Source organism: Paraliomyxa miuraensis (assembly GCF_026337845.1).
GTDB classification, from domain to species: Bacteria; Myxococcota_A; Polyangia; order Nannocystales; family Nannocystaceae; genus Paraliomyxa; species Paraliomyxa miuraensis.
Window position 1 is genome coordinate 157,814 of record NZ_JAOVZF010000154.1, and the last position, 21,824, is coordinate 179,637.

A 21,824-nucleotide genomic window follows, 5' to 3' on the forward strand; every position below is an offset into this window, starting at 1 on the left:
ACTCAGGGCAGCGTTCGCCAGGACGCACACTCCTTGCGGGTGGCGCAGACCCAGTCGCAGCCGGCCATGCCGCAAGGATAGCAGCATGACAGCCCGGCCTTGCACTCGCGTGCGCGGGGCCGACGAGACTGTTCGGCGAGATGGCGCGTGCCATCGCGGCAGACCTCGCCTCGCTTGGCCCCCTTGGCCGACTCGCGCTTGCTGGCCGACTCGCGCTTGCTGGCCGACTCGCCGTCGCCAACGGCTCCGCCGTCGCTGGCCGCTCCGCCATCGCCCGCGCGGGATGACCACCAGTCCGAGGACCACGCGAAGGTCCGCACCCCGGCCTCGTCGAACATCTCGACGGCGAGGCCATGGGACTCGGCCGTGAACACGGCCACGCGATGCGGGCCCACACTGCCGGGCATCGGCCCCGGCTCGCCGCGGTCCGGCTTCACCCCCAGCACCACGATCTCGACGATCAGATAGCCGAGCCCGGCGAGGATCTTGCGATCGGGTCCGCAGACCTCGGCACTCCAGCCTCCTCGGCCAGCGCTCACGGCCCGCAGCGGAAAGCGAAAGCCACCGGCCCCCCGATCGAAGGCGGCGACGTAGACCGTGCTGGCGCCGGGCGCCCGGGCGAGCTCGAGGGCCACGCCCGGATCGGTGGGCAGCGGACCCAGCGACAGCGGACCCATGCTCAGCGGGTAGATCAGCGCGCCGTCGGCAAGCGACAGCAACGCCTCCAGTCCCGGGCGCACGGTGGTGCCGCCGGGCCCGGCGATCATCGGGCCCCGACGATCACCGCCCTCGTAGAGGCCCACGTCGTAGCTCGAGGGCCCGGCCGTCGACGGACGAGCGCTCGCCAAGGTCTCGATCCACCAGCGCGGCGCCGCCTCCCCCAAGACCTTGGTCAGCGCCGCATCGACGGCCTCGACCGCCGCGGCCTCGAGCTTGCCGTCGTCGCCGAAGCGTCGCGCCAGCTCCCAGTGCGCCAGGGTCCGCAGGCTCGCCGGCGTGCCCTCCGAGGCCGCCAGCACGGCGAGATCGACCTTGGCCACGCGCTGCTGCAACGTCGGACCGTCGCAGGCCAGCGCCAGGGCCTCGAGGGTCGCGAGCGCGGGGTCGGCATCGGTGGGCCCAGCATCGTCCATGGCGTCGTCCTCGTCGCCACCGCCCGCCACCTTCGAGTCCACCGACGCATCGACGGCGATCCCCGGCGGCGTCGCGCTCGACGGAGTGTCCTGCGGCTCGGCGCAAGCGAGCAGCGTCGAAGCCAACAGCACACTCGCACGGCGGGACGGCATGAGCCGAGACTACACCGCGGTCAGGAGGTCCGTAACCATCCGCAACCATCCGGCCATCGAGGCAGAGGTCGTCCACCCGCCCGTCGCCCCCGACGAAGGTGCATGCTACGCCGTCGGCCCCGGCAGCGGCCCCGGGTGGTGCTTGCCGATGCGCCGCACCCAGCTCGCCTGCGGCCCCTTGGCGCCCTCGCCGGGGTGGACGAAGAAGCGCACCTCGTCACCGACCTCCACGTCCTCGATCTCGACGTCGAGCAGCGCGTTGGCGTGGAAGTAGACCTCGGTGCCGGTCGGGGTCTCGATGAAGCCGTGGCGGCCGAGGCAATCGACGTACCGCACGCAGCCATGATCGGGCGGCTGGTGGTTCTTGACGTCGACCCGCAGCTTGCTGGCGTGGTCCTGCAGCCGCCGGCGCGCCGCGGCAAAGGCATCCCTGACTGCGACCATCACGTCGGCGTGGGCGTGCCGGTCGTGATGGGCGCGCCCCACCACCAACGGCGGGCCTCCTGGTACTCGCAGCTCGATGCCGATCTCGTAGAGCTGGCCCTTGCGCGAGTGCTGGTGCGGGGCCTCCACCACCACCGAGCAGCCCACGAGCCGATCGAAGTAGCGCTGCAGCCGCCCCACCTCGCGGCGGATCCGATCCTCCACCGCGGGCGACGACGGCAAGCCTTGAAAGGTGATCCGAAGCGGACGCTCCAATGTCATCGCTCCCAGCCTTCACCATGCACGCGCACGTGCACCCCGCTCATCACGACGAGCTGCCGACCGCGACGTCCGGCTGCGAGAGCTTTTGGATCCGATAGCGCACCTGGTCGCGGCTCATGCCGAGCAGCCGCGCGGCCCGAGTCACGTTGCCGCGCGTGCGCTCGAGCGCCTGCAGCAGCAGCTCGCGCTCGAGCCGGCGAATGTCGATCCCGCCGGTGGGCAACGACAGCTCGGCGACGCCGTGGGACGTGGGAGGACGCAGCAGCTCGAGGTCGTCGACGTCGATGATGCCGTCCTCGCACAGGACGACCGCTCGCTCGATCACGTTGCGAAGCTCGCGAACGTTGCCGGGCCAGTCGTGCGCCATCATGGTGCGCAGCGCGTCATCGGTCACCCGGGGGATCTCGTCGCCATCGGCCGCATGCCGCTCGAGGAAGGAGCGCACCAGGGCCGGAACGTCCTGTGGCCGCTCTCGGAGCGCGGGCATGGGCAGCACCAGCACCGCGAGGCGGTAGTAGAGATCCTCCCGAAACCGGCCCTCGCGTACGGCGGCCGGCAGATCGACGTGGGTGGCCGCCACGACGCGCACGTCGGCCCACAGGTCCTCGGTGCCCCCCACCCGCCGATAGCGCTTGTCCTCGAGCACCCGCAAGAGCTTGGCCTGCAGCGAGGGATCCATGTCGCCGATCTCGTCGAGGAAGATCGTGCCGCCCGCGGCCTGCTCGAGCAGGCCGCGGTGCCGCGCCTTGGCGTCGGTGAACGCCCCGCGCTCGTGGCCGAACAGCTCCGACTCGAGCAGCGTGGTCGGCAACGCCGTGCACGTCACGTTGGTGAGCCGTCGGCCGGCCCGAGCGCTCACGGCGTGCAGCGCCCGCGCCGCGAGGTCCTTGCCGGTTCCGCTCTCGCCGGTCACGAGCACGGTGGCCTCGCTCGCGCGCCCGAGCTTGTGGATGAGCCCCCGCACCCGGGCCATCGCCTCGGACGGGCCCACCAGGGCGGTCGTGGGATCGGCCTCCAGCGCGGCCGAGGGGCTCGGTCCCGCGCGACGGACTTGCTGCGGCCGCCGCCGGATCGCGACCGCCTCGCGGAGCACCCGGGCGAGCTCGTCGAGCGCGACGGGCTTGGTCACGTAGTGGAAGGCCCCGCGCTTCATGGCCTCGACCGCGTGCTCGACCGAGCCCTGGCCGGTCAGCATGATCACGGGGAGCCGGGGTGCAGTGGCCCGCAGGCGTCGCAGCACATCGAAGCCATCGACGTCGGGAAGACCGAAGTCGAGCACCACGGCATCGAGCCCCGAAGCCGGCACCGCGAGGGCTTGCCGACCGCAAGGGCTGGTGCACACCGCAAAGCCCTCGCGCTCGAGCCAGATCCGCAGCGCCGCGCGGGCCTCGTCATCGTCTTCCACCACCAAGACGCGTGCATCGTTCGTCACACCCGCCAAGGTGCGCCGCGGACGTGGGCAGCAACCGTGCAAAGCCTGCATCTTGCTCACATCGCGTCTCCAGTGCGCGCACGACCGCGTTGGGGAATCGTCCCCGACCCTGGGCACGCCTGCGCACCACCATGGCGCGGGGAGAACCGACCGGACGCTCGAACGAGCGCGGATGCGTGCAGCACCCGAGCGCGGGCGCGGGTGCGTCGGCCCGGGACTGGCGTACGTGACCGGCCCCGGTCGGGCCCACCTTCCCGCGTCGGTCGGCCCGAGGACCTCACCGCTTGGCACGACGGTTGCTCGTCACCTTCCAACCACGGAGGATCCCTTGAGCAACACCCCCACCGAGAACATCATGACCCGCAACCCCGTCACCTGCTCTGCCGACGAGTCGATGAACGCCGTCGCCCAGCGCATGTGGGAGCACGACGTGGGTGCGATTCCCGTCACCGATGGAGCCGGTCGTGCGATCGGCATGATCACCGACCGTGACATCACCATGGCGGCCTACACCCAGGGCGTGCCGCTCCAGCACATCGAGGTCCGTACCGGCATGTCCAAGAACCTGTGGACGGTGCGACCGCAGGCGCCGCTGTCCGAGGTCGAGCGCCTGATGCAGCAGCACCAGGTCCGGCGCATCACGGTCGTCGACGATGGAGGTCGACCGGTCGGCATGGTCTCGCTCAACGACCTCGCGCGTCGGACCGGGTCGTCGCGCAACGCCGCGGTCACTCAGGACGAGCTGACCCAGACGGTGCGCGCGGTGTGCCAGCCGCGAAGCTCGGTCATGGCAGCCCACGCCGCGCAGTAGCCCAGGCGACGCCGCCGTGCGGCGAGCGCCCACGACCGGCCGTCGGGGGCCGCCCACGGGTGCGCGCCCTGGGCCAGCCGCGCCGCGGGGGCGGAACGCTTCGTTCCCTTCCCCGTGGCCATTTGCGACCCCACGCCGGAGATCGAGGAAAACGCACACGAAAACACACACGTTGGCAAAGCGCGGCCTCCTCGGGCTACCTTCGACTCACGAGAGGCAGCATGAGCACGATCGTCGACGTTCACGCACGCGAAATCCTCGATTCCCGGGGCAACCCGACGCTGGAGGTGGAGGTGGCCACCGAGCTGGGCAACGTTGGCCGAGCGGCCGTGCCTTCGGGAGCCAGCACCGGTGAGTTCGAAGCCCACGAGCTTCGCGACGGCGACAAGGGCCGCTACCTCGGCAAGGGAGTCACGCAGGCCGTGGCCAACGTCAACGAGCGCCTCGCCGCGGTCGTGGCCGGCCTCGAGGCGCTCGATCAGGGCGCGGTCGACCGCGCCATGCTCGAGGCCGATGGCACCCCCAACAAGCGCTCGCTGGGCGCGAACGCGATCCTCGGGGTCTCCCTGGCCACCGCCCGCGCCGCCGCGGAGGACGTGGGGCTACCCCTCTACCACTATCTCGGCGGCACCCTGGCCCGTACGCTGCCGGTGCCGCTGATGAACGTCATCAACGGAGGAGCCCACGCCGACAACAACCTCGACTTCCAGGAGTCGATGATCGTGCCCCACGGCTTCGACACCTTCCCCGAGGCGCTGCGGGCGGGCGTGGAGGTGTTCCACACGCTCAAGCGCATGCTCAAGGAGATGGGCAAGACCACGGCGGTGGGCGACGAGGGTGGCTTTGCCCCCGATCTCGGCAGCAACGCCGAGGGCTTGGAGCTGCTCACCCGGGCCATCGAGGCCGCCGGCTACCGACCCGCCGAGCAGATCAGCGTGGCGCTGGACGTGGCCGCCTCGGAGTTCTACGACGCCGAGCGCAAGGTCTACACGCTGTCGGGCGAGGGCGGGCGCGAGCTCGACTCGACGGGGCTGGCCGACCTCTACGCCGAGCTGTGCCGCAAGTACCCGCTGGTCTCCATCGAGGACGGCATGGACGAGGAGGACTGGGACGGCTGGAAGACGCTCACCGACAAGGTCGGCGCCAAGGTGCAGCTGGTCGGCGACGACCTGTTCGTGACCAACCCCGAGCGTCTGCAGCGTGGCATCGATCTGGGGGTCGCCAACGCGCTATTGGTCAAGGTCAACCAGATCGGCACGCTCACCGAGACCCAGGTGGCGATGCGCACCGCCCACCGTGCTCGCTACCGCTGCGTGGTCTCGCACCGCAGCGGCGAGACCGGCGACGACTTCATCGCCGACCTCGCGGTGGCCCACGAGTCCGGGCAGATCAAGACCGGCAGTGCCTCGCGATCGGACCGCATCGAGAAGTACAACCGGCTGCTGCGCATCGACGAGCTGCTGGGACGGGACGCATGCTTCCGAGGCCGCGAGCTCTTCGGCGCCCGCTGAGCGGATCGGGCCGGTCCCGCGTTCGGCTCGCGCTGCTGGGCTGGCGTGGGCCCTGGGCCTGCGTGTGCGTGGCCCTGCTCGGGCTCGGGCTGGGGCTCGGGCATGGGCGCGCCGTGCTCGCGGACATGGAGGACGAGCCCCCAGCCGAGGCCCTCGAACCCGCGGGCCCCGACGATCCCACCGAGGGCCCCGACGCGGCCAACGAGGCCAACGGGGCCAACGAGGATCACGGCGACGACGGAGCCACGGACGACGGCCAGGACACGGCCGGCGACGGGGGTTCGCTCGACGGAGGCTCGCTCGACGAGGCCGCCCTCCCGGGTCCTCGCCTCCAGGACGGCGTGCTGCCGTGCGGCTTGCGGGTGATCGTGGCCCAGGACGCGAGCCTGCCCGTGGCCGCAGTCGTGCTGGCGATCGAGACCGGCACCGAGGACGATCCGCCTTCGCAGGCCGGCCTGGTGCACGCCCTGGCCTATCACCTGCTGCAGGGCAACCGTGAGCTGAGGCCGGCCGGCGCGGCCGCGATGGTGCACGACCAGGGCGGGATCACCAGCTTGGCGGTGGGCCCGGCCCAGGTGCGCTTCGAGACGCTGGCGCCGATCTCCGCGCTCGACGACGTGCTGTGGATCGAGTCCCAGCGACTGCGCGCGCCCACGGTGAGCGCCGAGCTCTGGGGGAGCACGCTGCGCTGGGCCCGACGCGATGGCTCACGCGCGTGGCGGGCCCCGCGAGCCGCGATGGCGGCCGCCCATGGGGTCCCCGAGCTCGAGCACGACGGGCGGGTCGTCACGCCGGCGCTCGAGGCGATGGTACCGCGAGCGATCGGGCAGGCCCTGGCCGATCGCTTTCGCTACGAGCAGGCCACCTTGATCGTCGTCTCGCCCCACCGACCTCCCAAGCTCCGCGAGCGCATCGAGGCCCTGTTCGCCGATCTTCCCGCCCAGCCACGACGGGTGCGCGACCGCAGCCCTCGCTGGCGCACCGGCACCGTCCCCCAGGCGCTGGAGATCCCGGGCGAGGCCGGCGGGCGCTTCGTGTGGCCGGTGGCGCCCGACCCCGCGAGCCTGGCCCAGGCCACCGTGTGGTGCAAGGCGCTCAACCGCCAGCGACGCCTGCCGGGCGAGCCCGCGCGCGCACGCTTGCGCTGCCACCTCGACGTGGATCCACGGCGCGCGACGCTGGTGCTGCATGCCACCGGGGTGGACGATCCCAAGGCGCTGGTCCAGGCCCGCACCGAGCGGCTCGAGCGAGGCGAGGACGACGTGCTCGTCGAGCGTCAGCGCGAGGGACTTCGACGAGCCTGGTCGCAGGAGCTCCGCAGCGCGCTGCCCCTGGCCCAGCGACTCGCGTGGACCAGCCCCGGCGCAGCCGATCCCGAGTCGAGCGCGCCGGGCTGGCGTGCACGACCCGTCTCCGCCCTCACCGGGCTCGCGCAGCTCTCGGTGTCTTGGCGCGGCCGTGGCTTCGGCGCGCACCTGCAACCCGGCGCCGCAGTCGTGCTCGTGCCGGCCCCCAAGGAGCCGGCCCCCAAGGAGCCGGCCCCCAAGGAGCCGGCCCAGTGATCGCGATGCGTCGGCGTCATCGATGGTGGCCACTGGTGCTCCTGCTGGCGGCGCTGTCCTGCAAGCGCCAGCTCGCACCCAAGGTCGAGGAGGTGTGGGACGAGCCTCCCACGGTGGGGCAGTCCGAGGCCTTGGCCAGCCTGGCGCCGCCGTGGCCCGCCCCCACGCGAGCCGTGCTCGACAGCGGACTGGTGACGTTTTGGCTGCACGAGCCGGCGGCTCCCGTGACCCACCTGCGGGTCCTGCTGCCCGTGGGCGACGAGCCCGCGCTGCGCTCGGCCTCCGTGGTGGCCGTGCTGCAGACCCACCTCGCGATCGCGCTGGGCAGCCGCACCCGCAATCGCGGCGTGGTGGTGCAGACCCATGCCGCACCCGATCGCGTGGAGCTGGTGGCTCACGCCCCGATCGAGGAGACGGCGCGGACCCTGGAGCTGCTCGCCGGGGTGCTTGGCGCGCGCAGCCCCGCCGCGGGGCTCGAGACCGCACGCGCCGAGGTGCTCACCACCATCGCCAGCCGCCCGAGCACCGACGAGCTGGCGATCTCGACGCTGGTCGAGCAGCTGCTCGGCCGCGATCCGGGCAGCCAACGAACCGAGCGCTCGGAGGTCGAGGCCCTGTCCCGCGACGCGCTGCTCGAGGGCTGGGAGGCCCTGGTCGATCCGCGTCGTGCGGTGCTCGTGGTGCACGCGAGCGACGATGCCGCCGCGCATCGTCCCGCGCTGCGCCAGCTCGCCGAGCGCTGGCGAGGCCTGGGCCGCCGACCCGTTCCTCCGTCGGCACTGGCCCGGCTGCGCGCCGCTCCCCCGCCCGCCGCGTCTTCCACCGCTGCGACCTCCGGGGCGGCGGGAGGCCGGTTGCTCGCCACGCCCGCCAGCCCGCTGCACGTGCTGCCCGGCCAAGAGGGCAAGGCGGTGCTGGTGTTCGGCCGCGTGGTGCCCACGCCCACCCCGCAGGACCGCAGCCTCGCCCGGCTGGCCCAGCGGGTGCTGCAAGAGGAGCTCGACGTTCGCCTGCAGATCCATGGCGACGTGGCGTTGTTCGTGGTCCGCGTGTCGCTGTCGGGCCGCGAGCCCGAGCGCTCGGCCACCGAGGCGGTCGACGCCCTCACGAGCCTCGCGGCCACCCGCCAGCCCCAGCAGCGCCTGTTCCAGGCCGCCCAGCTGTGGCTCGGTGCACGCGTGGTGCAAGCGAGCCTCGACGGCGAGGACTGGACGGCGCTGTGGAGCGAGGCGCTCGACCTCGCCGATCGCGACGAGGACGTGGCCGGGGCGCTGGCCCACGACGCCGGCAGCATGCTCGAGCCCGATGCCGACGCGCTGCAAGCATGGCTGCAGCGCTGGCTCGATCCGCGCGGAGGCGAGCCCGGCTGGCGCTGGCTCGTCGCGGGAGCGAGCGACCGCGAGCTGCGACGACTGACCCGCATCACCCCGCTCGACGAGTCCGGCTCCACGCCGCCGCCCCCGTAGCAGCACCGTCAGCGCCGTGGTCGGTGGCTCGAGCCGGGCTCATTCGTTATACTCGCGCGACGCGGGGCCAGGGCTCGGGAGCGAACGAGCCAGCCCGCACACGACCCACGAAAGGCTCCGCATGACCGCGCCAAGGCGGTTCACCGACCGCGACTTCGACGAGGCCTACCAGCGGGTGATCTTGGGCAACAACTTCTTCGAAGAGCCCGAGTACTACCTGCGCGACAAGCCACGGTACCGCCGAACCCTCGACTACATCGCGCGGATCGACCTGCCGCGCCCCTCCAAGATCCTGGAGATCGGCGGCGGTCAGATCGCGCTGCTGAGCCACGAGCTGTTCGGCGACCAGTGCACGCTGGCCGACGTGGGCGAGGGCTACGCCGACGCGGCCACGCGCTTCGGCCTCGGGTTCGTGGTCTGCGACCTCGCGCACGACGACCTCGAATTCCAGGAAGAACTCGACATGGTCGTGCTGCTCGAGGTGATCGAGCACATGGCGATCCCTCCCCACCTGGTGCTGGAGAAGATCGCCCGCTGGATCAAGCCGGGTGGATACATCTTCCTGACCACGCCCAACCTCTACCGGCTGCGCAATTCCATCCGGTTGTTCCTGGGCATGCCGGTGTTCCACAATTTCTTCTATCCCGAGCGCGGCGAGAGCCTGGGGCACCCCATCGAGTACTCGGCCGAGCACCTGCGCTTCCAGATGGAGCGAGCCGGGCTCGAGGTCCAGTACGTCGAGCTGGCGCAGCTGCAGAACAGCGGCGCCACCCCGCTGACCAAGATCGGCCGCAAGGTGCTGGCCCCGCTGCAGAAGCGGCCGCTGTGGCGCGACTCGCTGGTGGCCCTGGCGCGCAAGCCCCGGTGACGATCCCGGGGAGGGAAGGCTTGCATGAGCACCATCAAGGCGCTGCTACTGGCCGAAGCGGCCAACCCCGACTGGACCAGCGTGCCGCTGGTCGGCTGGTCTCATGCGCGCGCGCTGTTCGACGTGGTCGACGCCCACCTCGTCACGCAGGTGCGCAACGTCGAGGCCATCGAGAAGGCGGGACTCGTCCGCGGACGCGAGCTGACCGCGATCGACTCCGAGGCCGTGGCCAGCCCGCTGTTCAAGGCGATGGAGCTCGTCCGCAAGGTCACCGGGCTCGGCTGGACGTTCGAGACCGCCATGGGGCTCCTTCCCTACTACTACTACGAGGCCCGGCTATGGCGGCGCTTCGGGCCCGAGATCCGCGCGCGCAAGTGGGACGTGGTCCATCGCATCACGCCGCTCTCCCCCACGATCCCCAGCATCATCGCCGCGCGCTGCAAGGAGGCGAGGGTCCCGTTCGTGTGGGGGCCCATCAACGGTGGCGTGCCGTGGCCCCCGGGGTTCGGCCACGTCCAGCGCCGCGAGGGCGAGTGGCTGCACTACGTCCGCAACGCCTACCGCGTGATGCCCGGCTATCGCAGCACGCAGCGTGACACCACCGCGATCATCGCGGGCTCGCGCGCCACCTTCGACCAGCTCTCGGCGCAGGCCAAGCCGCGCACGGTCTACGTGCCCGAGAACGCGATCGACCCGGCTCGCTTCGGCCGTGCCAAGAGCGGGCCGGTGGCCACCCCGCTGCGCGTGGCGTTCGTGGGCCGCCTGGTGGCCTACAAGGGCGTCGACATGCTGCTCGAGGCCACGGCCGAGCTCATGCGCGCGGGCAAGCTCGTGCTCGACGTGATCGGCGACGGCCCCGAGCGGGGCCCGCTGGCCCAGCAGATCGAGTCGCTGGGCCTCGCCCCCTACGTGCGCCTCGAGGGCTGGGTCGAGCATCGCCTGCTCGAGGGGCGCCTGCTCGAGTCCGACGTGTTCGGCTTCCCCAGCGTGAGGGAATTCGGCGGCGGCGTGGTGCTCGAGGCCATGGCCCTCGGCCTGGTCCCGGTCATCGCCGACTACGCGGGCCCGGCCGAGCTGGTGACCGATGCCACCGGCTTCCGCGTGCCGCTCGGCAGCCGCGAGCAGCTCGTGGCCGGCATGCGTCGCACGCTCGAGTCGCTGGTCGAGGATCCGAGCGTCATTCGCCCCATGGGGGAGCGTGCGCGCGCACGCGTGCTCGAGCACTACACCTGGGAGGCCAAGGCGCGCCAAACCCTCGAGATCTACCGCTGGGTCCTGGGCCAGCGCGACAAGCCCGACTTCGGGATGCCGTTCCCCGACTGAACCCGGTGGACTACCATGGGCGCGACCCGTGCACGCCCCTGGGCCATTCGCGTATCTCGTCTTCTTCTTGTGGATCCCGATCTCCGCGCTGCTGTTCGCCCAGTACGAGCCGCGCAAGGCCGCCTTCATGGTCGCGATCGGGGGCACGATGTTCCTGCCCGAGCTCGTCGCGGTCGATCCCCCGATCCTGCCTGCGATCAACAAGCACGTGCTGGTGTGCCTGTGCGCGTTCGTGGGCCTGATGCTGACGTCCAGGCGTCGCTTCCAGCGCATGCGCGTGCTCCGGGGCATCCAGCTGTTCTTCGTGATCATGGCGGTGGGCAACGTGGGCACCGCCCTGACCAACCCCGAGAGCTTCGTGTTCGGAGGCAAGCTCGCCTGGGAGGGCGGACCTCGCTACCCGCTGGTGATCATCCAGGCGCTCCGGCCCACCGAGTGCATCGCGATGACCATCGAGGACGTGTTCAAGTACGTGATCCCGTTCTCGGTGGGCCAGATGCTGGTGCAGAGCCGCGAGGACGCGGTGTGGTTCCTCAAGGCGTTCACGATCGCCGCGCTCATCCACGTTCCCCTCAGCCTGTTCGAGACCGTGATGAGCCCCCAGCTGCATCGCATGGTCTACGGCTATCACGCGCTCGATTTCGCCCACAACATTCGCGGAGGCGGGTTCAAGCCCGTGGTGTTCAACCAGAGCGGGCTCGGCCTGGCCATGTTCCAGTTCGTGGGGCTGGCCTGCGCGCTGGGGCTACGGCGGCTCAAGGAGCCGCTCCACCCCGCGATCTCGGCCGGCCTGGCCGCCATGATGATCGGGTTTGCGCTGTCGGTCTCGCGCAACGTGGCCGTCGTGATCTACGTGGCGGTGGCGATCCCCATGGTCCTGATGACGGCCCCGCGCACCCAGGTCCGGCTCGCCTGGGTGCTGGCGGCGGTGTTCGTCACGTTTCCCATCACGCGGGCCAAGGACTGGTTCCCCGCCGACGACATCATCGCCTACGTGGAGGCCCGCAGCGCCGAGCGAGCCGCGTCGCTGGGCATGCGCTTCGACAACGAGAAGATGCTCATCGAGCACACCCTGCAAAAGCCGATCTGGGGCTGGGGCGGCTGGGGTCGCAACCGTCGCTATGATCCCGACAGCGGCCGCGACATCTCGGTCACCGATGGCGAGTGGGCCATCCACTACAGCGTTCGCGGTGGGTTCGGCGTGATCGGGTGGTTCTGGCTGATCGCGCTGCCCGTGCTGTGGGCCGGGCGCACCGCCAAGCGCCTGGCCTCGCACGCATCCCGGGCCGTGATCGGCAACGCCGAACGGGTCGTGCTGGGCACCATGGCCCTGACCGCGGCCGTCGACGCGGTCGACCTGCTGCCCAACTCCTCGTTCACCATGGTCCCCATCGTGTTCTCGGGTGCCCTGGCCGGCTACCTGCAATACCTCGACGCGCAGCTCTCGCCCGGCCAGCGTTGAGCTGGGCTGGCCGCAGTGCTACACCCGCCGTCGCATGAACGCTGCGCGCTCCACTCGGCTCACTCTCCCGTGCTCCGCCCTGGCCCTGGCGCTGGCCTTGGCCGCCGCGCCCGGCTGCATCGGCAAGCGGCGTCCGCAGGGCGACGACGAGGCCACCCCGACCCAGCAGGTCGGCGCCGCGCGGCTCATCGGGCCCGACGACGTCGACGGCAAATTCGATGCGCTGGTGGAGAACGACCGCGTGCGGGCCCTCATCGACGAGCGCGATCCGTACGTGGGCGCCGCGATTCCCCTGGTGACCATCGTCGAGTACAGCGACTTCCAGTGTCCGTTCTGCTCCCGGCTCGCCACCACGCTCGAGGAGCTGCAGGGCGAGTACCGCAGTGACCTCAAGCTGGTGTTCAAGCAGTTCCCGCTGCCGATGCACGCGCAGGCCGAGCCCGCGTCGCGGGCCGCCCTGGCCGCCCACGAGCAGGGCAAGTTCTGGGAGCTGCACGACCTGATGTTCGCCAACCAGCGCGCGCTGTCCGACGACGAGCTCGAGGGCTACGCACGCGAGGCCGGGCTCGACATGGATCGCTTCCGCAAGGACTTTCAGAGCGACGCGATCCGTGATCACGTGCAGGCCGAGATGGCGCAGGGGCGTGCGCTGGGCGTGCGCGGCACCCCGGCATTCTTCGTCAATGGCCGCTTCTACAGCGGGGCGCAGCCGGCCGATCAGATCCGCGCCATCATCGAAGAGGAGCTCGGAGCGGCGCGCAAGCTGCTCGAGGCCGGGGCCAAGCGCGAGGAGCTCTACGCCCGCTTCCTGCACAAGGCGCCCGCGCTTCCCGGATCCGGATCCGACGACGGGTCGGCCAAGGCCGAGGCCGAGCCCGCCCGGCCCTCCCAGCCGGGCGTCCCCGCCGATGCCAAGCCCGATCCCGATCACGAGTACGGCGAGGCCAGCCGCACCCCCAACTACGCGGTCCCCGTGGCCGCGGGTCTGCCCAGCAAGGGCCCGGCCGATGCGCTGGTGACCATCGTGGAGTACGGAGCCTTCGACTGCGACGACTGCCGCGCCGTGCAGCCCACGCTGCGCCGGCTCCTCGCCAGGTACCCCAACGACGTGCGCCTGGTGTTCCGCCAGCTGGCCGAGAGCACCACGGCCCGCCGCTCGGCCCAGATCGCCCTGGCCGCGCACCGCCAGGGCAAGTTCTGGGAGGCTCACGACCGCTTGCTGGTCGCCAACGACGACTTCACCGCCCAGTCGGCCGAGAAGCTGGCCCAGGACCTCGGGCTCGACGTGGACCAGTTCAACAAGGATCTGCGCGAGCGGGGCAATGGTGGCTCGCTCGCACAGGTCCAGGCCGACCTCGCCACCGTCGACGTGTTCCGCGGCAAGGCGCCGGCCCCCATCTTCTTCGTCAACGGCCGCTACCTCGACAAGAACCCCAGCTACGAGGACTTCGACGCGCTGATCCAGGAGGAGAAGGCCAAGGCGGAGCGGTTCATGGCCGCCAAGGGCATGACCGACCGGTCCCAGCTCTACGAGACCATGCGCCAGACCTGGCGCGGGGCCGACCGGGTGCAGGCAGTGGTGCCCGAGGGACGACCGCAATAGCGCGCCCGCGCGCGTGGACCCGCACCGAGCCTTCGGGGTGCCCGTCTCGGTCGCATTTCGCTAGGATTCCTCGGTGCACGCGAGGCTCGTCCTGGGCGCGGCGGTGGTCGCCGTGGTGGCATGCCAAGGCACCGGCTACTTCGTATGCAGCGAGGATGCCGAGTGCGCCGCCGCGGCGGGTGCCGGCGTCTGTCAGCCCACCGGCGCATGCAGCTTTCCCGATGACGGCTGCACTTCGGGGCAGCGCTACGGATCCGAGAGCCCGCCCGAGCTGGCCGGAGAGTGCGTCGCGCTCGATGAAGGCTCGACCAGCATGTCCGGCGGCTCCGGCTCGGAAGAGGAGGCCACCGGGTCCACCACCACCGCGGTCGACTCGACCGGTCCGATCGACCCCAGCGGTGACGACTGCCCCCCCGACTGGTGGGACTGCGCGTGGGCCCACCGCCAGCCCCTGACGCTGACCAGGCCCATCGCGGCTCCGCTGGACGACGTGCCCGTGCTGATCCTGATCACCGAGGGTCGCGTGGCCCACGAGCTGATGCAAGCCGATGGCGAGGACGTGCGCTTCGTGTCGGCGCAGGGCACGAACCTGCCCCACGAGGTCGAGCGCTGGGAGCCCCAGGGCATCTCGACGATCTGGGTGAGGGTCGACGAGCTCGGTGGCGCGTCCGATCACCTGTGGATCTACTATGGCAATCCTTCGGCCGAGGGCGCCGACGTACCGCAAGGTGCATGGTCCGATCCATTCGTCGGCGTGTGGCACCTCGAGGAGGACCCCACCGACTCCACGCCCAACGCCAACGACGCCTCGACCAGCGGGACCGTCGGGGTCACCCACGGACAGATCGCCAACGGCATGAACTTCGGCAGCAGCACCGCTCGCCTCGACGTGGGCGCCACCCCATCGGTGGCCGACGTGTTCGCCACGGGCGGCACGATCACGGCGTGGATTCGCCCCCGCGGCTGGGGCGGAGGCAACTTCGGGAGGATCGCCAACAAGGATGCCGCGGGATCCGGGTGGTCCTTCAACGTCGGTGGTGGCGGTCAGCTTCGCTTCGGCTTCGTACCCAACGCGGCCACGGGCGCCGTCATCTGGGGCACCCCCAACGGCGCGCTGGAGACCCACCGGTGGGCCCACGTGGCCGTGACCTACGCGCCGCTGAACGTCGAGGCACCCCTGCTCTACGTCAATGGCGTCCTGCAGGAGCTCGGCATGGCACCGGAGCCTCCCATGGTGGCCGAGCCATCCTCCGACGCCGAGATCCCGCTCGCGCTGGGCAATCGGGCCAACAACGATCGCCGCTTCGATGGCATCCTCGACGAGATCCGCATCCAGACCGTCGTGCGGGACCCGGAGTGGATCGAGGTGCAGGCCGAATCGGAGCGCGACGAGCTGCTGATCTACGGCGCCATCGAGTCCTGGGAGGTGGGCGGATGATGCCCCTCGACGGACCCCGGCCCCGGCCCACGCTCGCGGGGCTCTTGCTGTCGGTGGGCCTGGCCTGCGGGGGCGACCCGGGCGAGCCGGCCGACACCGAGACCGAGGCCTCCGGCACCGCCGAAACGCTGGCCTCGTCGTCGGACGTCACCACCGACGACCCCACCGGGGCGTCGATGCCCGACAGCGGCGGCGACGATCCCGCCTCGGGCGGAGTGGACACGGTGGGACCGATGCCGCTGCCTCCCTACTGCGGCGATGGTCAGCTCGACCCCGGAGAGGACTGCGACGACGGCAACCTCGTCGACCACGATGGCTGCAGCAACGCCTGCACGATCCCGATCTGCGGGGACGAGATCCTGCAGGACGGCGAGCAATGTGACGACGGCAACGACGACTACACCGACTCGTGTACGGACTGTCGCTTCGCTTACTGCGGCGACGGCTACGTCCGTGGCTCCGAGGACTGCGACGACGGCAACAGCAACGATGGCGACGCATGCGTGGACTGCAACCATGCCGCCTGCGGCGACGGGTTCGTCCACGTGGGGGTCGAGGAGTGCGATGGCGCCGTGCCCGACGGCCTCGGCTGCGCCGACTATGGGTTCATGAGCGGCATGCTCTCGTGCACCGGGTGTCAGATCGACACCTCGCAGTGCTGCGACATGGGCATGATGTGCTGAGCCGTCGCTTGGGCGACTCGCTTGGGCAACTCGCCCAACCCCCGTGGCCAGGGGTCGTGGAGCTGCCGCAAGTGCCCGGGCTCACGGGTTCGCGCACTTGGCCTGGCTCTTGCCTACATAGGGGGACATGCAACCGCACCTCGTCGAGCTCCCCCTGGTCCGGGCCCACCTGCACTTCGCGCATGCTCGCTACCCCCAGGCCATCGGGGCGTTTCGAGCCGCGATGGGGATCGACCCGACCTTCGTCGGGGCTCACCTCGGGCTGGCCGAGTCGCTCGCGGCCCTTGGCCGCCGGGGCGAGGCGGTGGAGGGACTCGTCCGCGCCGCCGAGACCTTCGAGTCGCGGGACGAGCACGAGGACGCGCTGAGCCTGCTGGGCAAGGCGCTCGCCATCGATCCCTCCCGGATGGAGCTCGACGTCGATCTGGCCATGATCGAAGAGGCCATGGGGCGACACGAGGCTGCGGTGGCGCGGGTGGAGGGCCTGGCCGATCGCTACATGGACGCAGGGCGCACCGAGGAGGCGGCCGAGCTGCTGCGCTTCTTGATGTCGTGGGAGGACCAGGAGCCCGTCGAAGCTCCCGCGGCGCCCGAGCATCCAGCCGTCGCGGCCGAGGCCATCGCTCCGCAGGCCACGCCCGTGCACACCGCCCTCATCACGGGGCACACCGTGATTGCGCGCAATCCCCTGCTGCACATGCTCGAGTTGCTCCCCGCGGCCACCGTGCCCGAGGCCCCCGCCGCCGATGCGCAGACCGTGGTCCATCGCGTGCCGTCGGCTCCGATCGTCCTCGCGGTGGACCACGAGCCCGAGGTCGATCTCGACATGGTCACCAGGGTCGCTGCGTCGCGACCCAACCCGGTGGTCGACCGCCTGCGCGCCCGAGCGGGCCTGGGCGCCTCGGCCGGTCATCCGCGGCGGGTCCCCGCGCGACCGACCGAGCCCATCGCGATCAACCGAGGTCTCCGCGGCATCCGCCCCGAGCAAGAGGAGGACGTGACCTTGCGGTTCCGCCGACCTCGGGCGCTCGACGTCGCGATCTGAACCCGGGAACGCGCTCCATCCCCGCCCCTTCGTGCTCCGTGCTCACTCCTGGCACACGGCGGGGACCGTGGGCAGGTGCATGTCGGCGTGTTCGACCCAGCCCTCGCCCGCCACCGCCACCGTGCCGCCCTCGCCCGCGTGGTCGCCGATGATGAACGTGGCCCCGAGGTCGATGCCCGCGTCGGCGTAGGCTCCGATGTCGGAGGTGGCGTTGCCGTAGGCATAGTCGAATCGCCAGCCCATGCCCTGCAGCTCCATCAGTGCGTCGGCCTTGTAGGCCTGCGCCGTGTCGCCCACCACGAACATCTCCGAGAGCACCACCTGCGTGGTCTCGGGATCGTTGGGGAAGCCATGCTCGAGCAGCCAGCGCTCGGTCGCCTCGCGGGCCGTCTCGCCGGTGCCCTCGAGCACGATGTCCTCGGAGCGCGCGGTCAAGTAGAGCACGCGATAGCCGAGCTCGGCGTAGGCCCCGATGAGCTCGGCCGCCCCCTCGCGCTCGACGGGATCGTAGTTGCCGTCGCCGATCTGCATGAAGAACTCCGCATCGGAGAGCGTGAGCGTCTCGTCGATGTCGGTGACGATCGCGGGGAACTCCGTGGCGCACACGCCAGCGGTGGTGCTGCTCGAGCCCTCGCTCGTCGAGTCGGCGCCGGTGCTGCTGCCCGCGGTGCTGCCTCCCGTGGTCGGCTCGACCGTGGTGCCCGAGTCCATGAAGACCGTGGTCCCTCCGCTCGATCCCTCGGCGCTCGTGGTGTCGCCCGAGGACGTGTCGTCACCACACGCCAACGCGAGGCACCCCGCCACCACCAGCCACCCCCGCGCGGTGGTCTTGCTCATCGTCATGCCAGTCGTCATGCCAGTCGTCATGCCAGCTCCATCATGCAGCACCCACGGCTCCCACCCAAGGGCACCGCGTGGCATGCTCTGGGCATGTCGCTCTGGTCACCCGACGCCTGGCTGGGCGCCTGGCACTTCGCGGCGCACGCCCACCAGGGACAGCGCGTTCCCGGGTCCGAGCTGCCCTATGTGATCCACGTGGGCACGGTCGCGATGGAGGTGAGCCACGGCATCGCACGGCGGGCCCTGACGGGAGAGCCCGTGGCACGACCCGACCTCGCGGTCACGGTGGCGCTGCTCCACGACGTGGTCGAGGACACGAAGACCACCCTCGAGGAGCTCGAGGCGCGCTTCGGCCGGGAGGTGGCGGAGGGTGTATCTGCGCTCTCCAAGGACCCCGCGGTGGGAGACAAGCCCGCCCAGATGCGCGACAGCCTCGAGCGGATCAAGGCGCAGCCGGCCGAGATCTGGATGGTCAAGCTCGCCGATCGCATCACCAACCTCCAGCCTCCGCCGCACTACTGGAACGCGAGCAAGATCCGCCGCTATCGCGAGGAGGCGCGGGAGATCCATGCAGCCCTCGGCTCTGCATGTCCGGTGCTGGGACCGCGGCTGTGGAGCAAGATCGAGGCCTACGGCCAGCACCTGCAGCCCGAGGACTGACCATGCGACCCACTGGCGCGGCTCGACGCGAGGCCCGGTCGTGATGCGTCGAACCAGCCTCCCTCGGGTCACGGCGCAGGCTCGGCTCGAGGACGAGCCACCACCGCGACCAGCCCTGCCAGCACCAGCCCTCCCGCCGCCACCGGCCACAGCTGAACCGCGCCCCCGGACCCGGACGCGAGATCGACCGCCAGCCCCAGGAGCGGTGCCAGCATCACCGCCCCCAGCGAGGTCGCCTGCGACTCCACCGAGAGCACCGTCGCCCCCAGCTCGGCCGGCGCGTGCTCGTCGAACCGGCTCACCAGCAGCGGACGAAACACGTTGTGCAACATCGCCAACGCCACGAACGCCACGATGGCCACCACCGGCCAGGGCAGCCACAGCCCCACCAGCATGGCGGCGAGCACCAGCACGACCGCCGTGCGAACGGCCCCCGCGGCGCGCTCGAGGCTCTTGCTGCGCTCGACCACGCGGTGCGCCCGCCGTGATGCGAACGCCGACAGCAGGAACAAGATCGCGTAGACCGCCCCCACCAACACCGCCGAGCGGGCCGCGTCGTCGTGCCGAAGCAGCAGCGGCAACGACAGCGCGACCCCCTCCAGGAGCGGCTGCAGGTAGTCCTTGATCGCCTTGTAGAGCCCGCTGATGCCCGCGGCCTCGAGCAGCAAGCGACGCAGCGGCCGGCTCGGCAGCAGCGCACGCACGGCCGTCCACAGCGCTCGTACCGCTTCGGCCGCGGTCGCATCGGATCGTCGCGCTCCCTCCAGCGCCCGCGGGTACGTGGCCAGGTTGACCAGGTTCAGCGCCGCCGGGATCGCCGAGAGCCAGAACACGTCGGCGTGCCCACCCCGCACGAACACCACCGTGGCGGCAATCGGCACCGCAATCGCCGAGCCCACCTGCGACCACGAGCGGGTGAAGCCGTAGACCGCGACCCGCTCGTCCTGCCGCCCCTGCGCCGCCAGCCAGTCGAAGATCATGGCCTTGTGGGTCCCGCTGCGGAACGCGTCGCCCACCCCGATGAGCAGCATGCCCAGGGCCGTGGGCCAGAGCCCCGCGACGAGCCCGAGCACGAGGTATGCGACCACATAGGCCGCGAACGAGCCCACCATCGCACGCCGCCGACCCACCAGATCGGCGAACACCCCCGAGGGCACCTCGAGCACGTTGGTGGTGAGCTCTCGCAGCGCCACCAGCACACCGATCTCGGTGAACGACAGCCCCCGCTCCACGAACGCGAGCACCAAGAACGCCTCGAAGTAGCGCTGGTTCTTGAGCAGGCCGTAGAGCGAGAACCGCAGCAGCATGCCGGCCCCCATGCTCGCCCGAATCGATGGCTCGCGGCGAGCGCCCGGCGCAGCCATCCCCAGGGTGCCGTCAGGGCCGCGAAGGCAGGTCCCAGTCGCTCGGCGGCTCGCGCCAGCGGGCGCGTCGGCGCTCGCGGAGGGTCTCGATCACCCGCCGAAGCGTCGGGTCGTCGGCGCGCCGCACGTCGAGGCGCACGCCCTTGCCGTGGTTGCAGCGCGCGCATGCGATGCCCAGGTTGGAGAGCTCGTCACCGCCGCCGTGGGTGCGCGGCACGATGTGCTCGATGGTCGCGCGCGAGATCGGCTCGCCGTCCGCGCGCAGCAGCAGCTTGCGGCTGCAGTGCAGGCACTTGCCCTCGAGCGCGGGCCCATCGGCGAGCTCGATGCGCTCGAAGCTGCTGTCGGTGGCCGCACACCACAAGAGCCGCCGCCGGGTCACCTCGCGCATGGCCGCGTCACTACTCCAGCGGCTTGGCCATCGTCACGAATTCCTCGGCCGACGAGGGGTGGATGGCCACCGTGGCGTCGAACTGCTTCTTGGTCGCGCCGCACTTGAGGGCCACCGCGAACCCCTGGATGATCTCCGCCGCGTCGGGACCGACCATGTGGACCCCCAGCACGCGATCGCTGTCCTTGTCGACCACGAGCTTCATCATCGTACGCTCCTGCCGGCCGGGCAGGATGTGCTTCATCGGGCGAAAGTGGGTGCGATAGACGTCGACGCGGGCGAAGCGGGCGCGGGCCTGCTTCTCGGTCAGCCCCACCGTGCCCACCTGTGGCTGGGAGAACACGGCCGTCGGCACGCCCTCGTGATCGATCTGGGTGGGATTGTCGTTGAACAGGGTCTCGGCCAGGGCGCGACCGTCGGCGATGGCGACCGGGGTCAGGGCGACCCGCGTGGTCACGTCCCCGATCGCGAAGATCCCGTGCACGTTGGTGCGCGACCACTCGTCGACCAGGACCGCCCCCCGATCGTCGAGCGCGACCCCCACCTCCTCGAGGCCCACGCCCCGCGAATTCGGCCAGCGACCCGTCGCCCACAGCAGCACGTCGGCCTCGTGCTCGTGGCCACCCCTGCAGTGAGCCACCACCCCGTCTCCGCGGCGCTCGACCGACTCGACATCGGTGTGGGTCTCGAGCTCGATCCCGCGCCGCTGCAGCTCTTCGGCCAGGGCGGAGTGCACGTCGTCATCGAACTCCCGCAGGACTCCGTAGCCGCGCACGAGCATCGTGACCTTGGAGCCGGCGCCGGCAAAGATGCCCGCGAACTCCACCGCGATGTAGCCCCCGCCCACGATCAACATGCGCGCAGGCACCTGCGTCAGCTCGAGCGCCTCGTTGGAGGTGATGCCCAGCTCGGCGCCCGGGATCTCGGGCACGTGCGGCCAGCCCCCCGTGGCCACGAGGATTCGCTCGGTCGTGTACCGGTGGCCGCGAACCTCGACCGTGTGTGGATCGATGATGACCCCGCGCCCCTCGATGACCTCCACCCCGGCGTTGGCCAGCATGCGCAGGTAGATCCCGTTGAGGCGATCGAGCTCGGCGTTCTTGGCCGCGACCAGCCGCGCCCAGTCGAGGGTGGGCTCACCGTCGAGCGACCACCCGTAGCCGGCCGCGTCGGTCAGCTCGTCCCGCAGGTGCGCGGCGTAGACCAGCAGCTTCTTGGGCACGCAGCCTCGCAGCACGCAGGTGCCCCCCACGCGGTCCGCCTCGCAGATGGCCACGCGAGCCCCGTGGCTGGCCGCGCGACGGCTGGCCGCCACACCACCCGATCCGGCGCCGATGGTGAACAGATCGAAGTCGTACTCGCTCATGGATTCGT

19 protein-coding genes are annotated in these 21,824 nt (G+C 71.1%); 12 read left to right on the forward strand and 7 right to left on the reverse strand.

The features are described 5' to 3' along the window. Positions 1-2: 2 nt before the first annotated feature. From OEB96_RS22875 to OEB96_RS22885, 3 genes are all read right to left on the reverse strand, one after another. Positions 3-1,286: a hypothetical protein gene (locus OEB96_RS22875; RefSeq protein ID WP_266218789.1), complete on the reverse strand. Its 1,284-nt coding sequence runs from the start codon at positions 1,284-1,286 to the stop codon at positions 3-5. A gap of 105 nt (positions 1,287-1,391) precedes the next feature. Then, a complete protein-coding gene (locus OEB96_RS22880) occupies positions 1,392-1,991 on the reverse strand; it encodes an HPF/RaiA family ribosome-associated protein (RefSeq protein ID WP_266218790.1) in 600 nt (199 codons plus the stop codon). Between the two features lie 43 nt (positions 1,992-2,034). Further along, positions 2,035-3,399, reverse strand: coding sequence for a sigma-54-dependent transcriptional regulator (locus OEB96_RS22885; protein ID WP_266219001.1), 1,365 nt, complete (start codon positions 3,397-3,399; stop codon positions 2,035-2,037). A 352-nt stretch (positions 3,400-3,751) separates the two neighbouring features. On the opposite strand from OEB96_RS22885, the gene OEB96_RS22890 reads away from it, so the two are divergent. The 11 genes from OEB96_RS22890 (at position 3,752) to OEB96_RS22940 (ending at position 17,195) form a co-directional block, all read left to right on the forward strand. Further along, positions 3,752-4,234, forward strand: a complete 483-nt coding sequence (locus OEB96_RS22890; protein ID WP_266218792.1) for a CBS domain-containing protein — start codon at positions 3,752-3,754, stop codon at positions 4,232-4,234. Positions 4,235-4,455: 221 nt separating this feature from the next. Continuing rightward, a complete protein-coding gene (gene eno / locus OEB96_RS22895; protein ID WP_266218794.1) occupies positions 4,456-5,745 on the forward strand; it encodes a phosphopyruvate hydratase in 1,290 nt (429 codons plus the stop codon). Continuing rightward, positions 5,709-7,307, forward strand: coding sequence for a peptidase M16 family protein (locus OEB96_RS22900; protein ID WP_266218795.1), 1,599 nt, complete (start codon positions 5,709-5,711; stop codon positions 7,305-7,307). Before eno ends, OEB96_RS22900 begins: the two co-directional genes overlap by 37 nt. Positions 7,308-7,342: 35 nt before the next feature. Further along, complete coding sequence (locus OEB96_RS22905) at positions 7,343-8,773, forward strand: peptidase M16 family protein (RefSeq protein WP_266218797.1); 1,431 nt, start codon at positions 7,343-7,345, stop codon at positions 8,771-8,773. A gap of 121 nt (positions 8,774-8,894) precedes the next feature. Continuing rightward, entirely contained in the window at positions 8,895-9,641 is a 747-nt protein-coding gene (locus OEB96_RS22910; protein ID WP_266218799.1) for a class I SAM-dependent methyltransferase, read from the forward strand. 24 nt (positions 9,642-9,665) lie between these two features. Then, positions 9,666-10,964 carry a glycosyltransferase family 4 protein gene (locus OEB96_RS22915; RefSeq protein ID WP_266218800.1) on the forward strand — a complete coding sequence of 433 codons (1,299 nt, stop codon included), beginning with the start codon at positions 9,666-9,668 and terminating at the stop codon, positions 10,962-10,964. Positions 10,965-10,992: 28 nt separating this feature from the next. Beyond that, the gene (locus OEB96_RS22920) at positions 10,993-12,426 is read left to right on the forward strand and encodes a hypothetical protein (RefSeq protein WP_266218802.1); all 1,434 of its coding nucleotides are present in this window, start codon (positions 10,993-10,995) and stop codon (positions 12,424-12,426) included. Positions 12,427-12,460: 34 nt separating this feature from the next. Beyond that, positions 12,461-14,029 (forward strand): DsbA family protein, encoded by a 1,569-nt coding sequence (locus OEB96_RS22925; RefSeq protein ID WP_266218804.1) that lies wholly within the window; start codon positions 12,461-12,463, stop codon positions 14,027-14,029. Positions 14,030-14,102: 73 nt separating this feature from the next. Beyond that, positions 14,103-15,467 carry a DUF2341 domain-containing protein gene (locus tag OEB96_RS22930; RefSeq protein WP_266218806.1) on the forward strand — a complete coding sequence of 455 codons (1,365 nt, stop codon included), beginning with the start codon at positions 14,103-14,105 and terminating at the stop codon, positions 15,465-15,467. Further along, the gene (locus tag OEB96_RS22935; protein WP_266218807.1) at positions 15,464-16,150 is read left to right on the forward strand and encodes a DUF4215 domain-containing protein; all 687 of its coding nucleotides are present in this window, start codon (positions 15,464-15,466) and stop codon (positions 16,148-16,150) included. Before OEB96_RS22930 ends, OEB96_RS22935 begins: the two co-directional genes overlap by 4 nt. A 127-nt stretch (positions 16,151-16,277) precedes the next feature. Beyond that, positions 16,278-17,195: a tetratricopeptide repeat protein gene (locus tag OEB96_RS22940; protein ID WP_266218809.1), complete on the forward strand. Its 918-nt coding sequence runs from the start codon at positions 16,278-16,280 to the stop codon at positions 17,193-17,195. Positions 17,196-17,237: 42 nt separating this feature from the next. Here the strand turns inward: OEB96_RS22940 and OEB96_RS22945 are convergent, their stop codons facing one another. Continuing rightward, positions 17,238-18,032 carry an LNS2 domain-containing protein gene (locus tag OEB96_RS22945; protein WP_266218810.1) on the reverse strand — a complete coding sequence of 265 codons (795 nt, stop codon included), beginning with the start codon at positions 18,030-18,032 and terminating at the stop codon, positions 17,238-17,240. Between the two features lie 93 nt (positions 18,033-18,125). On the opposite strand from OEB96_RS22945, the gene OEB96_RS22950 reads away from it, so the two are divergent. Beyond that, complete coding sequence (locus OEB96_RS22950) at positions 18,126-18,695, forward strand: HD domain-containing protein (RefSeq protein WP_266218811.1); 570 nt, start codon at positions 18,126-18,128, stop codon at positions 18,693-18,695. 68 nt (positions 18,696-18,763) lie between these two features. On the opposite strand, the gene OEB96_RS22955 is transcribed toward OEB96_RS22950, so the two are convergent. The 3 genes from OEB96_RS22955 to gor all read right to left on the reverse strand — a co-directional run bounded on the left by OEB96_RS22955 (position 18,764) and on the right by gor (position 21,816). Beyond that, the gene (locus OEB96_RS22955; protein ID WP_266218813.1) at positions 18,764-20,002 is read right to left on the reverse strand and encodes an MFS transporter; all 1,239 of its coding nucleotides are present in this window, start codon (positions 20,000-20,002) and stop codon (positions 18,764-18,766) included. A gap of 70 nt (positions 20,003-20,072) precedes the next feature. Beyond that, a complete protein-coding gene (locus OEB96_RS22960; protein WP_266218815.1) occupies positions 20,073-20,450 on the reverse strand; it encodes an HNH endonuclease in 378 nt (125 codons plus the stop codon). Positions 20,451-20,460: 10 nt separating this feature from the next. After that, positions 20,461-21,816, reverse strand: coding sequence for a glutathione-disulfide reductase (gor, locus tag OEB96_RS22965; RefSeq protein ID WP_266218817.1), 1,356 nt, complete (start codon positions 21,814-21,816; stop codon positions 20,461-20,463). Between the last annotated feature and the right edge of the window lie 8 nt (positions 21,817-21,824).

Excerpts from the sequence above, each read along its gene's own strand:
- OEB96_RS22875 (WP_266218789.1), bottom strand. The coding sequence starts at position 1,286 with ATGCCGTCCCGCCGTGCGAGTGTGCTGTTGGCTTCGACGCTGCTCGCT.
- OEB96_RS22880 (WP_266218790.1), bottom strand. The coding sequence starts at position 1,991 with ATGACATTGGAGCGTCCGCTTCGGATCACCTTTCAAGGCTTGCCGTCG.
- eno (WP_266218794.1), top strand. The coding sequence starts at position 4,456 with ATGAGCACGATCGTCGACGTTCACGCACGCGAAATCCTCGATTCCCGG.
- OEB96_RS22900 (WP_266218795.1), top strand. The coding sequence starts at position 5,709 with ATGCTTCCGAGGCCGCGAGCTCTTCGGCGCCCGCTGAGCGGATCGGGC.
- OEB96_RS22910 (WP_266218799.1), top strand. The coding sequence starts at position 8,895 with ATGACCGCGCCAAGGCGGTTCACCGACCGCGACTTCGACGAGGCCTAC.
- OEB96_RS22915 (WP_266218800.1), top strand. The coding sequence starts at position 9,666 with ATGAGCACCATCAAGGCGCTGCTACTGGCCGAAGCGGCCAACCCCGAC.
- OEB96_RS22925 (WP_266218804.1), top strand. The coding sequence starts at position 12,461 with ATGAACGCTGCGCGCTCCACTCGGCTCACTCTCCCGTGCTCCGCCCTG.
- OEB96_RS22935 (WP_266218807.1), top strand. The coding sequence starts at position 15,464 with ATGATGCCCCTCGACGGACCCCGGCCCCGGCCCACGCTCGCGGGGCTC.
- OEB96_RS22940 (WP_266218809.1), top strand. The coding sequence starts at position 16,278 with ATGCAACCGCACCTCGTCGAGCTCCCCCTGGTCCGGGCCCACCTGCAC.
- OEB96_RS22945 (WP_266218810.1), bottom strand. The coding sequence starts at position 18,032 with ATGAGCAAGACCACCGCGCGGGGGTGGCTGGTGGTGGCGGGGTGCCTC.
- OEB96_RS22950 (WP_266218811.1), top strand. The coding sequence starts at position 18,126 with ATGTCGCTCTGGTCACCCGACGCCTGGCTGGGCGCCTGGCACTTCGCG.
- OEB96_RS22955 (WP_266218813.1), bottom strand. The coding sequence starts at position 20,002 with ATGCTGCTGCGGTTCTCGCTCTACGGCCTGCTCAAGAACCAGCGCTAC.
- OEB96_RS22960 (WP_266218815.1), bottom strand. The coding sequence starts at position 20,450 with ATGCGCGAGGTGACCCGGCGGCGGCTCTTGTGGTGTGCGGCCACCGAC.
- gor (WP_266218817.1), bottom strand. The coding sequence starts at position 21,816 with ATGAGCGAGTACGACTTCGATCTGTTCACCATCGGCGCCGGATCGGGT.